Genomic DNA, 18456 nt, shown 5'->3' on the forward strand with positions numbered 1-18456 from the left:
CGTGGCATCACGATCTCGACCGCGCACGTCGAATACGAATCCACCGAACGTCATTACGCCCACGTCGATTGCCCGGGCCATGCTGACTACGTCAAGAACATGATCACCGGTGCTGCCCAGATGGACGGCGCGATCCTGGTCTGTTCGGCTGCTGACGGCCCGATGCCGCAGACCCGCGAGCACATCCTGCTGTCGCGTCAGGTCGGCGTGCCGTACATCGTCGTCTTCCTGAACAAGGCAGACATGGTCGATGACGCCGAGCTGCTGGAACTGGTCGAGATGGAAGTCCGCGAGCTGCTGAGCAAGTACGACTTCCCGGGCGACGACACCCCGATCATCGCGGGCTCGGCCCGTCTGGCGCTGGAAGGCGACCAGAGCGACATCGGCGTGCCGGCCGTGATCAAGCTGGTCGAGGCTCTCGACAGCTGGATCCCGACCCCGGAACGTGACATCGACAAGCCCTTCCTGATGCCGGTCGAAGACGTGTTCTCGATCTCGGGCCGCGGCACCGTCGTGACCGGTCGTATCGAGCGCGGCGTGATCAAGGTCGGCGAAGAAATCGAAATCGTCGGTATCCGTCCGGTCCAGAAGACCACCGTCACCGGCGTGGAAATGTTCCGCAAGCTGCTCGACCAGGGTCAGGCAGGCGACAACGCCGGTCTGCTGCTGCGCGGCACCAAGCGTGACGACGTCGAGCGTGGCCAGGTCCTGGCCAAGCCGGGTTCGATCAAGCCGCACACCACCTTCGACGCCGAAGTGTACGTGCTGTCCAAGGACGAAGGTGGCCGTCACACCCCGTTCTTCAAGGGCTACCGTCCGCAGTTCTACTTCCGTACCACCGACATCACCGGCGCTTGCGAACTGCCGGAAGGTGTGGAAATGGTGATGCCGGGCGACAACGTGAAGATGGTTGTCACCCTGATCAACCCGGTCGCCATGGATGAAGGCCTGCGCTTCGCGATCCGCGAAGGCGGCCGTACCGTCGGCGCCGGCGTGGTCTCCAAGATCATCGCGTAATACTGCAATACCGGCGGTCGCATAGCGCTGCTGCCGGTCTCGCGAGTGGCGGGCCGGGAACCTCGGTCCGCCTTCGCCGTCTTAGGGAAGGCAAGTTTTTTCAGTACGCCAGTAGCTCAATTGGCAGAGCAGCGGTCTCCAAAACCGCAGGTTGGGGGTTCGAGTCCCTCCTGGCGTGCCACTTCTCCCTTCCAGCGGCTATGCCGCCACAGCAGCCAGAGCCGGATGAACAGCAAGATCGAGCATTCCAAAGACAACGCCTCCACCGGAGGTGACATCGTCAAGTACGCCGTCGCAGCGATCCTGGTGCTGGCGGGTCTTTTTGCTTGGTATTGGTTCGGTGCTCCTGAGCATGCCTCCCAGAGTGCATGGGCCGGTCCGCTTCGCGGTCTGGCCGTTGTCGTTGGCCTGGTGGCCGGCCTCGGCGTGTTCCTGCTGACCGGCAAGGGTCGCGACACGCGGGAATTCCTTTCCGAATCGCGTTTCGAACTGCGCAAGGTGGTCTGGCCGACGCGCCAGGAAGCCATTCGCATGACCTGGGTGGTGATCGTTGTGGTGATCATCCTCAGCCTGCTGCTGGGCGGATTTGACTTCGTGATTCAGAAATTGACCCAGTGGTTCCTGGGTCGATAAGGAGAAACCAGTGAAGCGTTGGTACGTCGTTCACGCCTATTCGGGCTTCGAAAAGTCGGTGGCGCAGGCTCTGCGCGATCGCATCGTGCGTGACGAGATGCAGGAGCGCTTCGGTGACGTCCTGGTCCCGACCGAGGAAGTGGTTGAAATGCGCGCCGGCCAGAAGCGCCGTTCCGAGCGCAAGTTCTTCCCGGGTTACGTGCTGGTCCAGATCGAGACCCACGAAGAAAACGGTATCCCGCGCATCGACAACGAAAGCTGGCACCTGGTCAAGGACACTTCCAAGGTGATGGGCTTCATCGGCGGCACCGCCGATCGTCCGCTGCCGATCCGTGATGAAGAGGCTGCCGCCATCCTGGACCGCGTTCAGGAAGGTGTGGAAAAGCCCCGTCCGAAGGTGCTGTTCGAGCCGGGCCAGATGGTCCGTGTCACCGAAGGTCCGTTCAACGACTTCAACGGTGTGGTCGAGGAAGTCAACTACGAGAAGAGCCGTCTGCGCGTCTCGGTGCTGATCTTCGGTCGTGCCACCCCGGTCGAGCTCGAGTTCGGCCAGGTCGAAAAGGCCGTCTGAGCCTGAAGCAGCAGGGTTCCGGGCGGCCGCCCGGAACCTGAACCGCCTGCGTCGCCTGCCTTGCGGCAGTGGCGGAAAAAACCTGATATAGTGCGCGGCTTCCTGCCAGGAAGCTGGCAAAAAGCAAGGGCCGCCGCGAGGTGGCCTTCTGCGTGAATTCAAAACGCGATGCCGGGACGCGTGATTCCCGGTCCGATGGGGAGCCTGTTGTCGTAAGGCGCTAGCACCCGGAGAGCATACTCATGGCAAAGAAAGTTGTCGGTTATATCAAGCTGCAGGTGAAGGCCGGTCAGGCCAACCCCTCGCCGCCGGTCGGTCCTGCGCTGGGTCAGCGTGGCCTGAACATCATGGAATTCTGCAAGGCCTTCAATGCCGCCACGCAGAAGCTGGAGCCGGGTCTGCCGGTGCCGGTCATCATCACGGCCTACTCGGACCGTACCTTCACCTTCATCACCAAGAGCACCCCGGCTGCCGTGCTGCTCAAGAAGGCTGCAGGCATCTCGTCGGGCTCCAAGCGCCCGAACACCGAGAAGGTGGGCAAGGTGACCCGCAAGCAGCTCGAAGAGATCGCCAAGACCAAGGAAGCAGACCTGACGGCTGCCGATCTGGATGCCGCGGTGCGCACCATCGCCGGTTCTGCCCGTTCCATGGGCCTCGTGGTAGAGGGTTAAGAAGATGGCACAGACCAAGCGTGAGAAGGCCATCAAGGCCGCCGTCGTCCCGGGCAAGGCATATGCCTTCGAGGACGCCATCAAGATCCTGAAGACCGCTACCAAGGCCAAGTTCGTCGAGTCCTTCGACGTCGCTGTGCGCCTGGGCGTGGACGCCAAGAAGTCCGACCAGCAGGTGCGCGGTTCCACCGTGCTGCCGTCCGGTACCGGCAAGAGCGTGCGCGTTGCCGTCTTCGCACCGGCCGGTGCCAAGGCTGACGAAGCCCTGGCCGCTGGCGCCGAAGCCGTGGGCATGGACGATCTGGCTGAGAAGATGCAGGCCGGCGATCTGAACTACGACGTCGTCATCGCGACCCCGGACGCCATGCGCGTCGTGGGTAAGCTGGGCACCGTGCTCGGCCCGCGCGGCCTGATGCCGAACCCGAAGGTCGGCACCGTGTCGGCCAACCCGGGCGAAGCCGTCAAGAATGCCAAGTCGGGTCAGGTGCGTTACCGCACCGACAAGGCCGGCATCATCCATTGCACCATCGGCAAGGCCGACTTCGCCGAAGACGCGCTGAAGTCGAACCTGCAGGCGCTGCTGATGGATCTGGTCAAGGCCAAGCCGGCCACTTCGAAGGGCACCTACCTGCAGAAGGTTTCGGTCAGCTCGACGATGGGCCCGGGCGTGACCATCGACCAGTCCTCGCTGTCGCTGAAGTAATCGTTTCAAGCGGGTACCGGGCCCAGGTCCGGTACCCGCGATATTTGAAGGCAATCCGAGCGGGGTCCGCCCTGCAGAGATAGCCGTCAAAGACCGCAGGCGCGGTCAGTACATACCGGCGACGGGCAGGGATGCTCGCATTGGCAAGGAGTCGCCGCCGGCGCAGTACCGAACGCTTAATCGATTCTTTCGGGAATCACCCTGCGTAGATGGTGCCCTTCTGGAGTTTTTCTGGTTTACGCACGTCTGGGTTCTCCCAGGTTGGCCATCCAGGTCTAGAACGGCCCACCCTTGGAACATCACCTGATGTTCCCGGCGTCCAGGATGGATGCCGCCCAGGACCGCACACGGCAGGAGCCGTAAGCGGAGTTCAATTGGAGGAGTGCAATGGCTCTCAATCTGTCCCAGAAGCAAGAAGTAGTCGCCGAGCTGGCAGACGTCGCCGCCAAGGCTCACTCCTTGATCGCAGCCGAATACGCTGGCACCACGGTCTCCCAGATGACCGCGATGCGCAAGCAGGCACGCGAAACCGGCGTTTTCTTGAAAGTTGTCAAGAACACGCTGGCGGCACGTGCAGTGGAAGGTACCGAATACGAATGCGCCAAAGACGCGCTCGTCGGTCCGCTGCTGTACGCGTTCTCGCTCGAGGAGCCCGGCGCAGCCGGTCGCCTGATCAAGGATTTTGCCAAGACCAACGACAAGCTGCAGGCAAAGGTCGTGGCCATCGGCGGGGAACTGTTCCCGGCTGGTCATGTCGACGTGCTGGCCTCGCTGCCGACGCGTGATCAGGCCCTGGCCATGCTGGCCCGCGTCCTGGCCGAGCCGGTCACGATGTTCGCCCGTGCCGTCAAGGCCGTGGCCGACAAGCAGGGTGGCGGTGAAACCGCTGACGCTGCCGAGCCGGTCGCCGAAACCGCCTGAGTCGACGTTTCCGTGGTTCCGAACGGAACCTCAACCCAGAAAATTATCCAAAGGTAATCAAAATGTCCCTTACCAACGAACAGATCGTCGACGCCATCGCCGAGAAGTCCCTGATGGAAGTGATGGAGCTGGTCAAGGCCATCGAAGAGAAGTTCGGCGTCTCCGCCGCTGCTCCGGTCGCCGCTGCTGCTGCAGCTGGCCCGGCTGCCGCTGTTGAAGAGCAGACCGAATTCGACGTCATCCTGAAGTCGGCCGGCGACAAGAAGGTCGAAGTCATCAAGGCTGTCCGCGCCATCACCGGCCTGGGCCTGAAGGAAGCGAAGGATCTGGCAGAAGCCGGCGGCATGATCAAGGAAGCCGCTTCGAAGGACGACGCTGCCAAGTTCAAGAAGGACCTGGAAGCTGCTGGCGCGACTGTCGAAGTCAAGTAAGCAGTTCCTTGCCTCGCCATCGAAACACGGCGATGCAGCCAAGGCTGGGGGCGTAAGCCCCCGGCCTTTGGTCGTTTCACGCAACACCCGAAATACGAGCCCAACACGGGCTGCGGTCATCCCCTGCGACAGCGGCGCCCAGGCGCGCGGGCAGGGGAGTGGATGCAGACGAGTTGGCAGTTGGAAGTAGCGGGAGAAGGCGTGCTGGTGCCGGCAATACCAGCGACTTCCAACTGACAATTTCAGTTTCCCCTCGGGTCGTGGACGCACGATCCGCACAGCCAAGGTGATACCTCATGACGTCTTATTCGTTCACCGAAAAGAAGCGTATCCGCAAGGATTTCGGCAAGCAGCGCTCGATCCTCGAAGTGCCGTTCCTGCTTGCCATCCAGGTCGATTCCTACCGTGAATTCCTGCAGGAAAACGTCGATCCGGCCAAGCGCACGGACCACGGCCTGCATGCCGCCCTGAAGTCGGTGTTCCCGATTTCCAGCTACAGCGGCAACGCTGCGCTGGAATACGTCGGCTACAAGCTCGGCGATCCGGTCTTCGACGAGCGCGAGTGCCGCCAGCGTGGCATGAGCTACGGCGCGCCGCTGCGCGTGACCGTGCGCCTGGTGATCTACGACCGTGAGTCGTCCACCAAGGCCATCAAGTATGTGAAGGAGCAGGAGGTCTACCTCGGCGAAATCCCGCTGATGACCGACAACGGCACCTTCATCGTGAACGGTACCGAGCGCGTGATCGTCTCGCAGCTGCACCGTTCGCCGGGTGTGTTCTTCGACCACGACCGTGGCAAGACCCACAGCTCGGGCAAGCTGCTGTACAGCGCCCGCATCATCCCGTACCGCGGCTCCTGGCTGGACTTCGAGTTCGACCCGAAGGATGCCCTGTTCACCCGTATCGATCGTCGCCGCAAACTGCCGGTGTCGATCCTGCTGCGTGCGCTGGGCTACAGCAACGAAGAGATGCTGGCTGAGTTCTTCGAGATCAACACGTTCCACATCAACCCCGATGAAGGCGTGCAGCTGGAGCTGGTCTCCGAGCGCCTGCGTGGCGAGACCCTGAACTTCGATCTGGCCGACGGTGACAAGGTCATCGTGGAAGCCGGCAAGCGCATCACCGCGCGTCACGTCAAGCAGCTGGAAGCCTCGGGCATCGCCGCCCTGGCCGTGCCGGACGATTACATCGTCGGCCGCATCCTGTCGCACGACGTGGTCGATGCCAACACCGGTGAGCTGCTGGCCCAGGCCAACGACGAAATCACCGACGAGCAGCTGCAGGCCTTCCGCAAGGCCGGTGTGGATGCCGTGGGCACCCTGTGGGTGAACGATCTGGATCGTGGCCCGTACCTGTCCAACACCCTGCGCATCGATCCGACCAAGACCCAGCTGGAAGCCCTGGTCGAAATCTACCGCATGATGCGTCCGGGCGAGCCGCCGACCAAGGATGCCGCGCAGAACCTGTTCCACAACCTGTTCTTCACCTTCGAGCGCTACGACCTGTCCACGGTCGGCCGCATGAAGTTCAACCGCCGTGTCGGCCGCAAGGCTGTCACCGGCGAAGCCGTGCTGTACGACCGCAAGTACTTCGGTGAGCGCAACGACGAAGAGTCCAAGCGCCTGGTCGCCGAGCACGCCGACACGTCCGACATCCTGGACGTGATCAAGGTCCTGACCGAGATCCGCAACGGTCGTGGCGTGGTCGATGACATCGATCACCTGGGCAACCGTCGCGTGCGTTCGGTCGGTGAAATGGCCGAGAACGTGTTCCGCGTGGGCCTGGTCCGCGTCGAGCGCGCGGTCAAGGAGCGCCTGTCGATGGCCGAGTCCGAAGGCCTGACCCCGCAGGAGCTGATCAACGCCAAGCCGGTCGCCGCGGCCATCAAGGAGTTCTTCGGCTCGTCGCAGCTGTCCCAGTTCATGGATCAGAACAACCCGCTGTCGGAAGTGACGCACAAGCGTCGCGTCTCGGCCCTGGGCCCGGGCGGTCTGACCCGCGAGCGCGCCGGCTTCGAAGTGCGCGACGTGCACCCGACCCATTACGGCCGCGTCTGCACCATCGAAACGCCGGAAGGCCCGAACATCGGCCTGATCAACTCGCTGGCCGTGTACGCCCGCACCAACCAGTACGGTTTCCTCGAGACCCCGTACCGCAAGGTTGCTGACGGCAAGGTCTCCGACGAGATCGAATTCCTGTCGGCCATCGAAGAAAACGAGTACGTCATCGCCCAGGCCAACGCCCTGACCGATGCCAAGAGCATGCTCACCGAGCAGTTCGTCCCGTGCCGTTTCCAGGGTGAGTCGCTGCTCAAGCCGCCGGCGGAAGTCCACTTCATGGACGTCTCGCCGATGCAGACCGTGTCGATCGCTGCCGCGCTCGTCCCGTTCCTGGAACACGATGACGCCAACCGCGCACTGATGGGCGCCAACATGCAGCGTCAGGCCGTGCCGACCCTGCGTGCCCAGAAGCCGCTGGTGGGCACCGGTATCGAACGCGCCGTGGCCCGTGACTCGGGTGTGACCGTGAACGCCCGTCGTGGCGGCGAGATCGTGCAGATCGACGCTGGCCGCATCGTGGTCAAGGTCAACGAAGTGGAGATCACCGACGCGACCGACGCCGGCGTGGATATCTACAACCTGATCAAGTACACCCGTTCCAACCAGAACACCTGCATCAACCAGCGTCCGCTGGTGGAAGTGGGCAACGTGGTGGCGCGTGGCGACGTGCTGGCTGACGGTCCGTCCACCGACATCGGTGAGCTGGCCCTGGGCCAGAACATGCTGATCGCCTTCATGCCGTGGAACGGCTACAACTTCGAAGACTCCATCCTGCTTTCCGAGCGTGTGGTGGAAGAGGATCGTTACACCACGATCCACATCGAAGAGCTGACCTGCGTTGCGCGTGACACCAAGCTGGGGCCGGAGGAAATCTCCGCCGACATCCCGAACGTCTCCGAGCAGGCGCTGAACCGCCTGGACGAGAGCGGCGTGGTGTACATCGGTGCCGAAGTCCGCGCCGGCGACATCATGGTCGGCAAGGTCACCCCGAAGGGCGAAAGCCAGCTGACCCCGGAAGAGAAGCTGCTGCGCGCGATCTTCGGCGAGAAGGCCTCGGACGTGAAGGACAGCTCGCTGCGCGTGCCGCCGGGCATGGACGGCACCGTCATCGACGTGCAGGTCTTCACCCGCGACGGTATCGAGAAGGACAAGCGCGCCCGTCAGATCGAAGAGTCTGAAATCAAGCGCGTCAAGAAGGACTTCGACGACCAGTTCCGCATTCTGGAAGGCGCCATCTACGCCCGTCTGCGTTCGCAGATCGTGGGCAAGGTGGTCAACGGCGGTGCCAACCTGAAGAAGGGCGACACCGTTACCGACGCCTACCTGGATGGCCTGAAGAAGGCCGACTGGTTCGCACTGCGCATGAAGGACGAGGACGCCTCCGAAGCCATCGAGCGCGCCCAGAAGCAGATCCAGGCGCACGAGAAGGAATTCGAGCGTCGCTTCGCCGACAAGCGCGGCAAGATCACCGCGGGCGATGATCTGGCGCCGGGCGTGCTGAAGATGGTCAAGGTGTTCCTGGCCGTGAAGCGTCGCATCCAGCCGGGTGACAAGATGGCAGGCCGCCACGGCAACAAGGGTGTGGTCTCCAACGTGGTGCCCGTCGAGGACATGCCGTACATGGCCTCGGGCGAAACCGTGGACATCGTGCTGAACCCGCTGGGCGTGCCGTCGCGTATGAACATCGGCCAGATTCTGGAAGTGCATCTGGGCTGGGCCGCCAAGGGCCTGGGTCGCAAGATCCAGGGCATGCTGGAAGCCCAGGCCGCGATCAACGACCTGCGCAAGTTCCTGGACGAGGTGTACAACCACGACAAGACCCAGCACGCCAACCATGTCGACCTGACCCAGTTCAGCGACGAGGAGCTGCTGCGCCTGGCCGCCAACCTGACCGACGGCGTGCCGATGGCAACGCCGGTGTTCGACGGTGCGACCGAAGCCGAGATCAAGCACATGCTTGCCCTGGCCGACCTGCCGCTGAGCGGCCAGACCCAGCTGTATGACGGCCGCACCGGTGAGGCATTCGATCGCCACACCACCGTGGGCTACATGCACTACCTGAAGCTGAACCACCTGGTCGACGACAAGATGCACGCCCGTTCGACCGGTCCGTACTCGCTCGTTACCCAGCAGCCGCTGGGCGGCAAGGCGCAGTTCGGTGGCCAGCGCTTCGGTGAAATGGAAGTCTGGGCGCTGGAAGCCTACGGCGCGGCCTACACCCTGCAGGAAATGCTGACGGTGAAGTCCGATGACGTGCAGGGCCGCAACCAGATGTACAAGAACATCGTCGACGGTGAGCACGAGATGGTCGCGGGCATGCCGGAATCCTTCAACGTGCTCGTGAAGGAAATCCGCTCGCTGGCCATCAACATGGAACTGGACGGCAACTGATCGCGCAGGCGGGGCTGCCCCCGCACCCGCGCCCCCACATCTGAACCGACAGCCCCATCGACAAGATTTCCTCCTTTCGGAGAAACACCATGAAAGACTTGCTCAACCTCTTCAACCAGCAGCGTCAGACGCTGGACTTCGACGCGATCAAGATCGCGCTGGCCTCGCCGGACCTGATCCGCTCGTGGTCCTTCGGCGAAGTGAAGAAGCCGGAAACCATCAACTACCGTACGTTCAAGCCGGAACGTGACGGCCTGTTCTGCGCCGCCATCTTCGGACCGGTCAAGGACTACGAGTGCCTGTGCGGCAAGTACAAGCGCATGAAGCACCGCGGCGTGGTCTGCGAAAAGTGCGGCACCGAAGTCACCCTGGCCAAGGTGCGCCGCGAGCGCATGGGTCACATCGACCTGGCCTCGCCGGTCGCGCACATCTGGTTCCTCAAGTCGCTGCCGTCGCGCATCGGCCTGATGCTGGACATGACCCTGCGTGACATCGAGCGCGTGCTGTACTTCGAAGCCTACGTGGTGACCGAGCCGGGCCTGACCGCCCTGGAGCGCCGCCAGCTGCTGACCGAAGAACAGTTCCTGCAGGCCCGCCAGGAGCACGGCGACGACTTCGACGCCGCCATGGGCGCCGAGGCTGTCTACGAACTGCTGCGCACGATCGACCTGCAGTCGGAAATGACCCGCCTGCGCGAGGAAATCGCCAGCACCGGTTCGGAAACCAAGCTCAAGCGCCTCACCAAGCGCATCAAGCTGGTTGAGGCCTTCCTCGAGTCGGGCAACCGCCCGGAGTGGATGGTCATGACCGTGCTGCCGGTGCTGCCGCCGGACCTGCGTCCGCTGGTGCCGCTGGACGGTGGCCGCTTTGCGACCTCCGATCTGAACGATCTGTACCGCCGCGTCATCAACCGCAACAACCGCCTGCGCCGCCTGCTCGAGCTGAACGCGCCGGACATCATCGTGCGCAATGAAAAGCGCATGCTGCAGGAATCGGTCGATGCGCTGCTGGACAACGGCCGTCGCGGCCGTGCCATCACCGGCACCAACAAGCGCCCGCTCAAGTCGCTGGCCGACATGATCAAGGGCAAGCAGGGTCGCTTCCGTCAGAACCTGCTGGGCAAGCGCGTGGACTACTCGGGCCGTTCGGTCATCGTGGTCGGTCCGTACCTGCGCCTGCACCAGTGCGGTCTGCCGAAGAAGATGGCGCTGGAGCTGTTCAAGCCGTTCGTGTTCGCCAAGCTGCAGCGTCGTGGCCTGGCCACCACCATCAAGGCCGCCAAGAAGCTGGTCGAGCGCGAAGAAGCCGAAGTCTGGGACATCCTGGAAGAGGTCATCCGCGAACATCCGGTGATGCTCAACCGTGCGCCGACCCTGCACCGTCTGGGCATCCAGGCGTTCGAGCCGGTCCTGATCGAAGGCAAGGCCATCCAGCTGCACCCGCTGGTCTGCACCGCGTTCAACGCCGACTTCGACGGTGACCAGATGGCCGTCCACGTGCCGCTCTCGCTGGAAGCCCAGCTGGAAGCGCGTGCGCTGATGATGTCCACCAACAACATCCTGTCGCCGGCCAACGGCGAGCCGATCATCGTGCCGTCGCAGGACGTCGTGCTGGGTCTGTACTACATGACCCGCTCGCTGGTGAACAAGAAGGGCGAGGGCATGGCCTTCGCCAACATCGCCGAAGTCAAGCGCGCCTACGACAACCGCGTGGTGGAACTGCACGCGCGCGTCAAGGTCCGCATCACCGAAGTGGTGACCGACGAGGAAGGCAACAAGCAGAACAAGAGCTCGATCGTGGAGACCACGATCGGCCGCGCCCTGCTGGCTGAAATCCTGCCGGAAGGCCTGCCGTTCGCGCTGGCCAACACCGAGCTGACCAAGAAGAACATCAGCCGCCTGATCAACTCCAGCTACCGTCAGCTGGGCTTGAAGGACACGGTCGTGTTCGCCGATAAGCTGATGTACACCGGCTTCGCCTACGCAACCCGCGCTGGCGTGTCGATCGGCATCGACGACATGCTGATCCCGGACGAGAAGCGCGGCATCCTCACCGAGGCCGAGGCCGAAGTGCTGGAAATCCAGGAGCAGTACCAGTCGGGCCTGGTCACCGCCGGCGAGCGCTACAACAAGGTGGTCGACATCTGGTCGCGCACCAACGAACGCATCGCCAAGGCGATGATGGACACGATCGGTACCGAGAAGGTGGTCAATGCCGAAGGCGAGACCATCGACCAGAAGTCGATGAACTCGCTGTACATCATGGCCGACTCCGGTGCCCGTGGTTCGCAGGCGCAGATCCGTCAGCTGGCCGGTATGCGCGGCCTGATGGCGCGTCCGGATGGCTCGATCATCGAAACGCCCATCAAGGCGAACTTCCGTGAAGGCCTCAACGTGCAGGAGTACTTCAACTCCACCCACGGTGCCCGTAAGGGTCTGGCCGATACCGCGCTGAAGACGGCGAACTCGGGTTACCTGACCCGTCGTCTGGTCGACGTGGCGCAGGACGTGGTCATCACCGAGGTGGATTGCGGTACCACCGAAGGCCTGACCATGACCCCGATCGTGGAAGGCGGCGACGTCGTGGAGCCGTTGAAGGACCGCGTGCTGGGTCGTGTCGTGGCCGAGGACGTGTTCCTGCCGGGCAACGACGAAGATCCGATCGTGACCCGCAACACCCTGCTCGACGAGCAGTGGGTGGCCAAGCTGGAAGACGCCTCGGTGCAGTCGGTCAAGGTCCGTTCGACCATCAGCTGCGCCTCGCCGTTCGGCGTCTGCGCACACTGCTACGGTCGCGATCTGGCCCGCGGCCACATCGTCAACATCGGCGAAGCGGTCGGCGTCATCGCTGCGCAGTCGATCGGTGAGCCGGGTACCCAGCTGACCATGCGTACGTTCCACATCGGTGGTGCGGCGTCGCGAGCTGCTGCGGTCGACAACATCACCGTCAAGACCACCGGTTCGGTGAAGTTCAACAACCTGAAGTCGGTCGAGCACGCCAGCGGTTCGCTGGTGGCGGTCTCGCGTTCGGGCGAAATGTCGGTGCTCGATGCCCACGGCCGTGAGCGTGAGCGTTACAAGCTGCCGTACGGCGCGACCATCACGTCCAAGGACGGCGATGCGGTCAAGGCTGGCCAGACCGTGGCCAACTGGGACCCGCATAACCACCCGATCGTGTCCGAAGTGGCCGGTTTCATCCGCTTCATCGACTTCATCGACGGCGTCACCGTCATCGAGAAGACCGACGAACTGACCGGCCTGGCGTCGCGTGAAATCACCGATCCGAAGCGTCGTGGTTCGCAGGCGAAGGACCTGCGCCCGATCGTGCGCATCGTGGACAAGAACGGCAACGATCTGACCATCCCGAACACGGATCTGCCGGCGCAGTACCTGCTGCCGCCGCGCTCGATCGTCAACCTGCAGGACGGCGCCGCCGTCGGCGTGGGTGACGTGGTCGCCAAGATCCCGCAGGAAGCGTCCAAGACCCGCGACATCACCGGTGGTCTGCCGCGCGTCGCCGATCTGTTCGAAGCACGCAAGCCGAAGGATCCGGCGATCCTGGCCGAGCGTTCGGGCATCATCAGCTTCGGCAAGGACACCAAGGGCAAGCAGCGCCTGATCATCAAGGACACCGATGGTTCGGAACACGAAGAGCTGATCCCGAAGTACCGTCAGGTGATCGTGTTCGAAGGCGAGCACGTGACCAAGGGCGAAACCATCGTGGACGGCGAGCCGAGCCCGCAGGACATCCTGCGTCTGCTGGGTGTCGAACCGCTGGCGGCCTACCTGGTCAAGGAAATCCAGGACGTGTACCGCCTGCAGGGCGTGAAGATCAACGACAAGCACATCGAGGTGATCACCCGCCAGATGCTGCGCAAGGTCGAGATCACCGACCAGGGCACCAGCAAGTTCCTGAATGGCGAGCAGGCCGAGCGCCAGCGCGTCATCGAGGAAAATGCCCGCCTGGCCACCCGCAACGAGCTGCCGGCCCGTTTCGATCCGGTCCTGCTGGGTATCACCAAGGCCTCGCTGGCGACCGAATCGTTCATCTCGGCGGCGTCGTTCCAGGAAACCACCCGCGTGCTGACCGAAGCGGCCGTTCGCGGCACCTCGGACAACCTGCGCGGCCTGAAGGAAAACGTCATCGTCGGCCGTCTGATCCCGGCCGGTACCGGCCTGGCGTACCACGCCAACCGCCGTCGCAACGCCTCCGGGCTGACCGACTCGGAAATGCAGACCCTGTCCGGCAGCACGCCGGCCGTGGCTGAGGTGGCCGCAGTGGCCGCCGTGGCGGTCGAGCCGACCGAAGCTGAACAGGCTCCGGGCAGCGACGAGTAATACGCAGTCCCGGCTCCGGCCGGGACCGCGGCAGGGCAGGGCGCCGACTCCGGTCGGCCCCTTCCCGGCAAATCGACGGCACCGGCCACTGGCCGGATGCCTGCCGATGAGGTAGGATGCCCGCCGGTCTTTCAACGGACCGGCTTGACAACCTGAACGGGGGGCATGGAAAAGGCTCCCCTGTAACGGCCCGGGATCAGGGCTGGCTTGGCGCGTGCGCATTTGACTGCGTTTTCGCCGGGTTGCTACAATCGTCTGTCTCAGCAGGCCGGTCTTTCGCCTGCTCGCACATTTCCGCATTCATGGCCAGTCTTTTCATTGGCCTCTCTCAGAAGAACATACTGATGGCGACGATCAATCAGCTTGTCCGCAAGCCGCGGCAGGCAACCACTTATAAGAGTGCCTCCCCGGCCCTCGATAAGTGCCCCCAGCGCCGTGGCGTCTGCACGCGCGTGTACACCACCACTCCGAAGAAGCCGAACTCGGCGCTTCGCAAGGTTGCCAAGGTTCGCCTGACCAACCAGGAAGAAGTGATTAGCTACATCGGCGGCGAAGGCCACAACCTGCAGGAGCACTCCGTGGTCCTGATCCGTGGCGGTCGCGTCAAGGATCTGCCGGGTGTGCGTTACCACACCGTGCGTGGCTCGCTGGACGCCTCCGGCGTTGCCAAGCGTCGCCAGGGCCGTTCCAAGTACGGCGCCAAGCGTCCGAAGAGCTAAGGGAAAGTACACATGTCTCGTAAAGGTAATACGCCGCAGCGCTCTGTCCTGCCGGATCCGAAGCACGGAAGTGAAACCATCGCTCGTTTCATCAATATGGTGATGCTGAGCGGCAAGAAGTCGGTCGCTGAAAAGATCGTCTACGGTGCCATGGACGTGATCGGCGAAAAGAACCCGAATTCCGTCGAGCTGGTTCAGAAGGCTCTGGAAAACGTGGCTCCGTCGGTCGAAGTCAAGTCCCGCCGTGTCGGTGGTGCCACCTACCAGGTGCCGGTCGAAGTGCGTTCGTCGCGCAAGATGGCCCTGGCCATGCGCTGGCTGATCGACTCGGCTCGCAAGCGTGGTGAGAACACCATGCCGAAGAAGCTGGCTGCCGAACTGCTGGACGCCTCGGAAAATCGTGGTGGCGCCATCAAGAAGCGCGAAGAAACCCACCGTATGGCCGAAGCCAACAAGGCCTTCGCCCACTACCGCTGGTGAGTTTGACGGCCTTGCAAAACAGGCACGGCAGCACCATCTAGGTGCTGCCCCGCGGCACCTGGGGTGCCGCGCCAATCCGAAGGCCGCCGAAAGGCGGCGTTCGGCCATCCGAATTCCAAGAAATTGAGAGGCTCCCGTGGCCCGCACCACTCCCATCGAGCGTTACCGCAATTTCGGCATCATGGCCCACATCGATGCCGGCAAGACCACCACGTCCGAGCGCATCCTGTTCTACACCGGCAAGAGCCACAAGATCGGTGAAGTGCATGACGGCGCTGCCACCATGGACTGGATGGAGCAGGAGCAGGAGCGTGGCATCACGATCCAGTCCGCTGCCACCACCGCGTTCTGGAAGGGCATGGACAAGTCCCTGCCGGAGCACCGCTTCAACATCATCGACACCCCCGGACACGTTGACTTCACCATCGAAGTGGAGCGCTCGCTGCGCGTGCTCGACGGTGCGGTCTTCGTGCTGTGCGCCGTCGGTGGCGTCCAGCCGCAGTCGGAAACCGTGTGGCGTCAGGCCAACCGGTACAAAGTGCCGCGCATCGCGTTCGTCAACAAGATGGACCGTACCGGCGCGAACTTCACCAAGGTCGTTGGCCAGCTGAAGGCCAAGCTGGGTGCCGTCGCCGTCCCGATGCAGCTGCCGATCGGCGCCGAAGATAACTTCAAGGGCGTGGTCGACCTCATCAAGATGAAGGCCATCCATTGGGATGAAGCTTCGCAGGGCATGAAGTTCGAGTACCTGGAGATCCCGGCGGACATGCAGGCAGAGGCCGAAGAGGCCCGCACCTACATGATCGAAGCTGCGGCTGAAGCCAGCGAAGAGCTGATGGAAAAGTACCTCGGCGGCGAAGAGCTGACCGAAGCCGAAATCGTCGAAGCCCTGCGCGTGCGCACCCTGGCCACCGACATCGTGCCGATGTACTGCGGCTCGGCGTTCAAGAACAAGGGCGTGCAGGCCATGCTGGACGGCGTGGTGCAGCTGCTGCCGTCGCCGATCGACGTGCCGGACGTGACCGGTACCGACGTGGACGATGAAACCATCGCCCTGAGCCGCAAGTCCGATGACAAGGCACCGTTCTCGGCGCTGGCCTTCAAGATCATCACCGATCCGTTCGTCGGCGCGCTGACCTTCTTCCGCGTCTACTCGGGCACCCTGAATGCCGGCGACCAGCTGCTGAATTCGGTCAAGGGCAAGAAGGAGCGCATCGGCCGCATCCTGCAGATGCATTCCAACGATCGTGAAGAGATCAAGGAAGTGCTGGCCGGTGACATCGCCGCGGCCGTGGGTCTGAAGGACACCACCACCGGTGACACCCTGTGCTCGCAGGACCACCCGATCATCCTGGAGCGCATGGTGTTCCCGGAGCCGGTCATCTCGATGGCCGTCGAACCGAAGACCAAGTCCGACCAGGAAAAGATGGGTCTGGCCCTCGGCCGTCTGGCCCAGGAAGATCCGTCGTTCCGCGTCAAGACCGACGAAGAATCCGGCCAGACCATCATCTCGGGCATGGGCGAGCTGCACCTGGACATCATCGTGGACCGCATGAAGCGCGAGTTCAACGTTGAAGCCAACGTCGGCAAGCCGCAGGTTGCGTACCGCGAAACCATCCAGATGGCGGACGTGAAGTCCGACTACAAGCACGCCAAGCAGTCCGGTGGTAAGGGTCAGTACGGTCACGTCGTGATCGAGCTGTCGCCGATCACCGCTGAAGATCGTGCCGACCCGAAGATCGGGCCGCTGATCAAGGATGACTTCCTGTTCATCAACGACATCACCGGTGGCGTGATTCCGAAGGAATTCATTCCGTCGATCGAAAAGGGCCTGCGCGAAACCATCACCAGCGGTCCGCTGGCGGGCTTCCCGGTCGTGGACGTCAAGGTCAAGCTGGTGTTCGGCTCGTACCACGACGTTGACTCCTCGGAAATGGCGTTCAAGCTGGCCTCCTCGATGGCCTTCAAGCAGGGCTTCCAGAAGGCCAAGCCGGTCCTGCTGGAGCCGATCATGAAGGTCGAGATCGTGACCCCGAGCGACTATCAGGGTGACGTGATGGGCGACGTCAGCCGTCGTCGCGGCATGCTGCAGGGTTCGAGCGTGACCGGTGACGGTTCGGCCGAGATCATCAACGCCATGATTCCGCTGGGCGAAATGTTCGGTTACGCGACCTCGCTGCGTTCGCAGACCCAGGGTCGTGCAACCTTCACGATGGAATTCGACCATTACGAGCCGGCTCCGTCGAACATCGCTGAAACCGTGATCAAGAAGTCCTGAGCGTAAGCTCAGGCCTTCACCTCCTTCTTTCTGAAATCCAAGGTATACAACAATGGCAAAGGGTAAGTTCGAGCGCACCAAGCCGCACGTCAACGTCGGCACCATCGGTCACGTCGATCACGGCAAGACCACGCTGACCGCTGCACTGACCAAGATCGGTGCCGAGCGCTTCGGCGGCGAGTTCAAGGATTACTCCGCGATCGACGCCGCGCCGGAAGAAAAGGCACGTGGCATCACGATCTCGACCGCGCACGTCGAATACGAATCCACCGAACGTCATTACGCCCACGTCGATTGCCCGGGCCATGCTGACTACGTCAAGAACATGATCACCGGTGCTGCCCAGATGGACGGCGCGATCCTGGTCTGTTCGGCTGCTGACGGCCCGATGCCGCAGACCCGCGAGCACATCCTGCTGTCGCGTCAGGTCGGCGTGCCGTACATCGTCGTCTTCCTGAACAAGGCAGACATGGTCGATGACGCCGAGCTGCTGGAACTGGTCGAGATGGAAGTCCGCGAGCTGCTGAGCAAGTACGACTTCCCGGGCGACGACACCCCGATCATCGCGGGCTCGGCCCGTCTGGCGCTGGAAGGCGACCAGAGCGACATCGGCGTGCCGGCCGTGATCAAGCTGGTCGAGGCTCTCGACAGCTGGATCCCGACCCCGGAACGTGACATCGACAAGCCCTTCCTGATGCCGGTCGAAGACGTGTTCTCGATCTCGGGCCGCGGCACCGTCGTGACCGGTCGTATCGAGCGCGGCGTGATCAAGGTCGGCGAAGAAATCGAAATCGTCGGTATCCGTCCGGTCCAGAAGACCACCGTCACCGGCGTGGAAATGTTCCGCAAGCTGCTCGACCAGGGTCAGGCAGGCGACAACGCCGGTCTGCTGCTGCGCGGCACCAAGCGTGACGACGTCGAGCGTGGCCAGGTCCTGGCCAAGCCGGGTTCGATCAAGCCGCACACCACCTTCGACGCCGAAGTGTACGTGCTGTCCAAGGACGAAGGTGGCCGTCACACCCCGTTCTTCAAGGGCTACCGTCCGCAGTTCTACTTCCGTACCACCGACATCACCGGCGCTTGCGAACTGCCGGAAGGTGTGGAAATGGTGATGCCGGGCGACAACGTGAAGATGGTTGTCACCCTGATCAACCCGGTCGCCATGGATGAAGGCCTGCGCTTCGCGATCCGCGAAGGCGGCCGTACCGTCGGCGCCGGCGTGGTCTCCAAGATCATCGCGTAAT

At 63.0% G+C, this 18456-nt stretch carries 13 protein-coding genes and 1 tRNA gene; all 14 read left to right on the forward strand.

Going from position 1 to position 18456, the window contains the following annotated elements; translation table 11 throughout:
- Window positions 1–1017 (forward strand): elongation factor Tu (gene tuf, locus AC13F7_RS18025; protein ID WP_481470872.1); only part of this gene is annotated, 1017 nt, incomplete at its 5' end.
- Window positions 1018–1122: 105 nt separating this feature from the next.
- Window positions 1123–1198, forward strand: a tRNA-Trp gene (locus AC13F7_RS18030).
- 44 nt (window positions 1199–1242) lie between these two features.
- Entirely contained in the window at window positions 1243–1650 is a 408-nt protein-coding gene (gene secE, locus AC13F7_RS18035; protein WP_121044666.1) for a preprotein translocase subunit SecE, read from the forward strand.
- Window positions 1651–1660: 10 nt separating this feature from the next.
- Window positions 1661–2221 (forward strand): transcription termination/antitermination protein NusG, encoded by a 561-nt coding sequence (nusG, locus tag AC13F7_RS18040; RefSeq protein ID WP_019186115.1) that lies wholly within the window; start codon window positions 1661–1663, stop codon window positions 2219–2221.
- A 242-nt stretch (window positions 2222–2463) separates the two neighbouring features.
- Complete coding sequence (rplK, locus tag AC13F7_RS18045; protein ID WP_019186116.1) at window positions 2464–2892, forward strand: 50S ribosomal protein L11; 429 nt, start codon at window positions 2464–2466, stop codon at window positions 2890–2892.
- A 4-nt stretch (window positions 2893–2896) separates the two neighbouring features.
- Window positions 2897–3595: a 50S ribosomal protein L1 gene (rplA, locus tag AC13F7_RS18050; RefSeq protein WP_483002545.1), complete on the forward strand. Its 699-nt coding sequence runs from the start codon at window positions 2897–2899 to the stop codon at window positions 3593–3595.
- 387 nt (window positions 3596–3982) lie between these two features.
- A complete protein-coding gene (gene rplJ / locus AC13F7_RS18055) occupies window positions 3983–4516 on the forward strand; it encodes a 50S ribosomal protein L10 (protein ID WP_123728446.1) in 534 nt (177 codons plus the stop codon).
- Between the two features lie 62 nt (window positions 4517–4578).
- On the forward strand, window positions 4579–4947 hold the full coding sequence (gene rplL / locus AC13F7_RS18060; RefSeq protein ID WP_019186119.1) for a 50S ribosomal protein L7/L12: 369 nt from the start codon (window positions 4579–4581) through the stop codon (window positions 4945–4947).
- Between the two features lie 296 nt (window positions 4948–5243).
- Complete coding sequence (rpoB, locus tag AC13F7_RS18065; RefSeq protein WP_481470866.1) at window positions 5244–9398, forward strand: DNA-directed RNA polymerase subunit beta; 4155 nt, start codon at window positions 5244–5246, stop codon at window positions 9396–9398.
- Window positions 9399–9487: 89 nt separating this feature from the next.
- On the forward strand, window positions 9488–13735 hold the full coding sequence (rpoC, locus tag AC13F7_RS18070; RefSeq protein ID WP_481470867.1) for a DNA-directed RNA polymerase subunit beta': 4248 nt from the start codon (window positions 9488–9490) through the stop codon (window positions 13733–13735).
- A gap of 344 nt (window positions 13736–14079) precedes the next feature.
- Window positions 14080–14454: a 30S ribosomal protein S12 gene (rpsL, locus tag AC13F7_RS18075; RefSeq protein ID WP_017356008.1), complete on the forward strand. Its 375-nt coding sequence runs from the start codon at window positions 14080–14082 to the stop codon at window positions 14452–14454.
- Window positions 14455–14466: 12 nt separating this feature from the next.
- Window positions 14467–14934 (forward strand): 30S ribosomal protein S7, encoded by a 468-nt coding sequence (gene rpsG / locus AC13F7_RS18080; protein ID WP_019186122.1) that lies wholly within the window; start codon window positions 14467–14469, stop codon window positions 14932–14934.
- Between the two features lie 136 nt (window positions 14935–15070).
- Window positions 15071–17212 carry an elongation factor G gene (gene fusA, locus AC13F7_RS18085; RefSeq protein ID WP_346473196.1) on the forward strand — a complete coding sequence of 714 codons (2142 nt, stop codon included), beginning with the start codon at window positions 15071–15073 and terminating at the stop codon, window positions 17210–17212.
- A gap of 52 nt (window positions 17213–17264) precedes the next feature.
- Window positions 17265–18455: an elongation factor Tu gene (tuf, locus tag AC13F7_RS18090; RefSeq protein WP_481474659.1), complete on the forward strand. Its 1191-nt coding sequence runs from the start codon at window positions 17265–17267 to the stop codon at window positions 18453–18455.
- The last annotated feature ends 1 nt before the right edge of the window (window position 18456 follow it).

It is taken from the genome of Stenotrophomonas sp. K-6, assembly GCF_056861555.1.

Bases quoted from the DNA above. Each gene is read 5' to 3' on its own strand.
- rplA (WP_483002545.1), top strand. From the start codon at position 2,897: ATGGCACAGACCAAGCGTGAGAAGGCCATCAAGGCCGCCGTCGTCCCG.
- rplL (WP_019186119.1), top strand. From the start codon at position 4,579: ATGTCCCTTACCAACGAACAGATCGTCGACGCCATCGCCGAGAAGTCC.
- rpsG (WP_019186122.1), top strand. From the start codon at position 14,467: ATGTCTCGTAAAGGTAATACGCCGCAGCGCTCTGTCCTGCCGGATCCG.
- rpoC (WP_481470867.1), top strand. From the start codon at position 9,488: ATGAAAGACTTGCTCAACCTCTTCAACCAGCAGCGTCAGACGCTGGAC.
- rplK (WP_019186116.1), top strand. From the start codon at position 2,464: ATGGCAAAGAAAGTTGTCGGTTATATCAAGCTGCAGGTGAAGGCCGGT.
- rpoB (WP_481470866.1), top strand. From the start codon at position 5,244: ATGACGTCTTATTCGTTCACCGAAAAGAAGCGTATCCGCAAGGATTTC.
- secE (WP_121044666.1), top strand. From the start codon at position 1,243: ATGAACAGCAAGATCGAGCATTCCAAAGACAACGCCTCCACCGGAGGT.
- tuf (WP_481474659.1), top strand. From the start codon at position 17,265: ATGGCAAAGGGTAAGTTCGAGCGCACCAAGCCGCACGTCAACGTCGGC.
- rplJ (WP_123728446.1), top strand. From the start codon at position 3,983: ATGGCTCTCAATCTGTCCCAGAAGCAAGAAGTAGTCGCCGAGCTGGCA.
- rpsL (WP_017356008.1), top strand. From the start codon at position 14,080: ATGGCGACGATCAATCAGCTTGTCCGCAAGCCGCGGCAGGCAACCACT.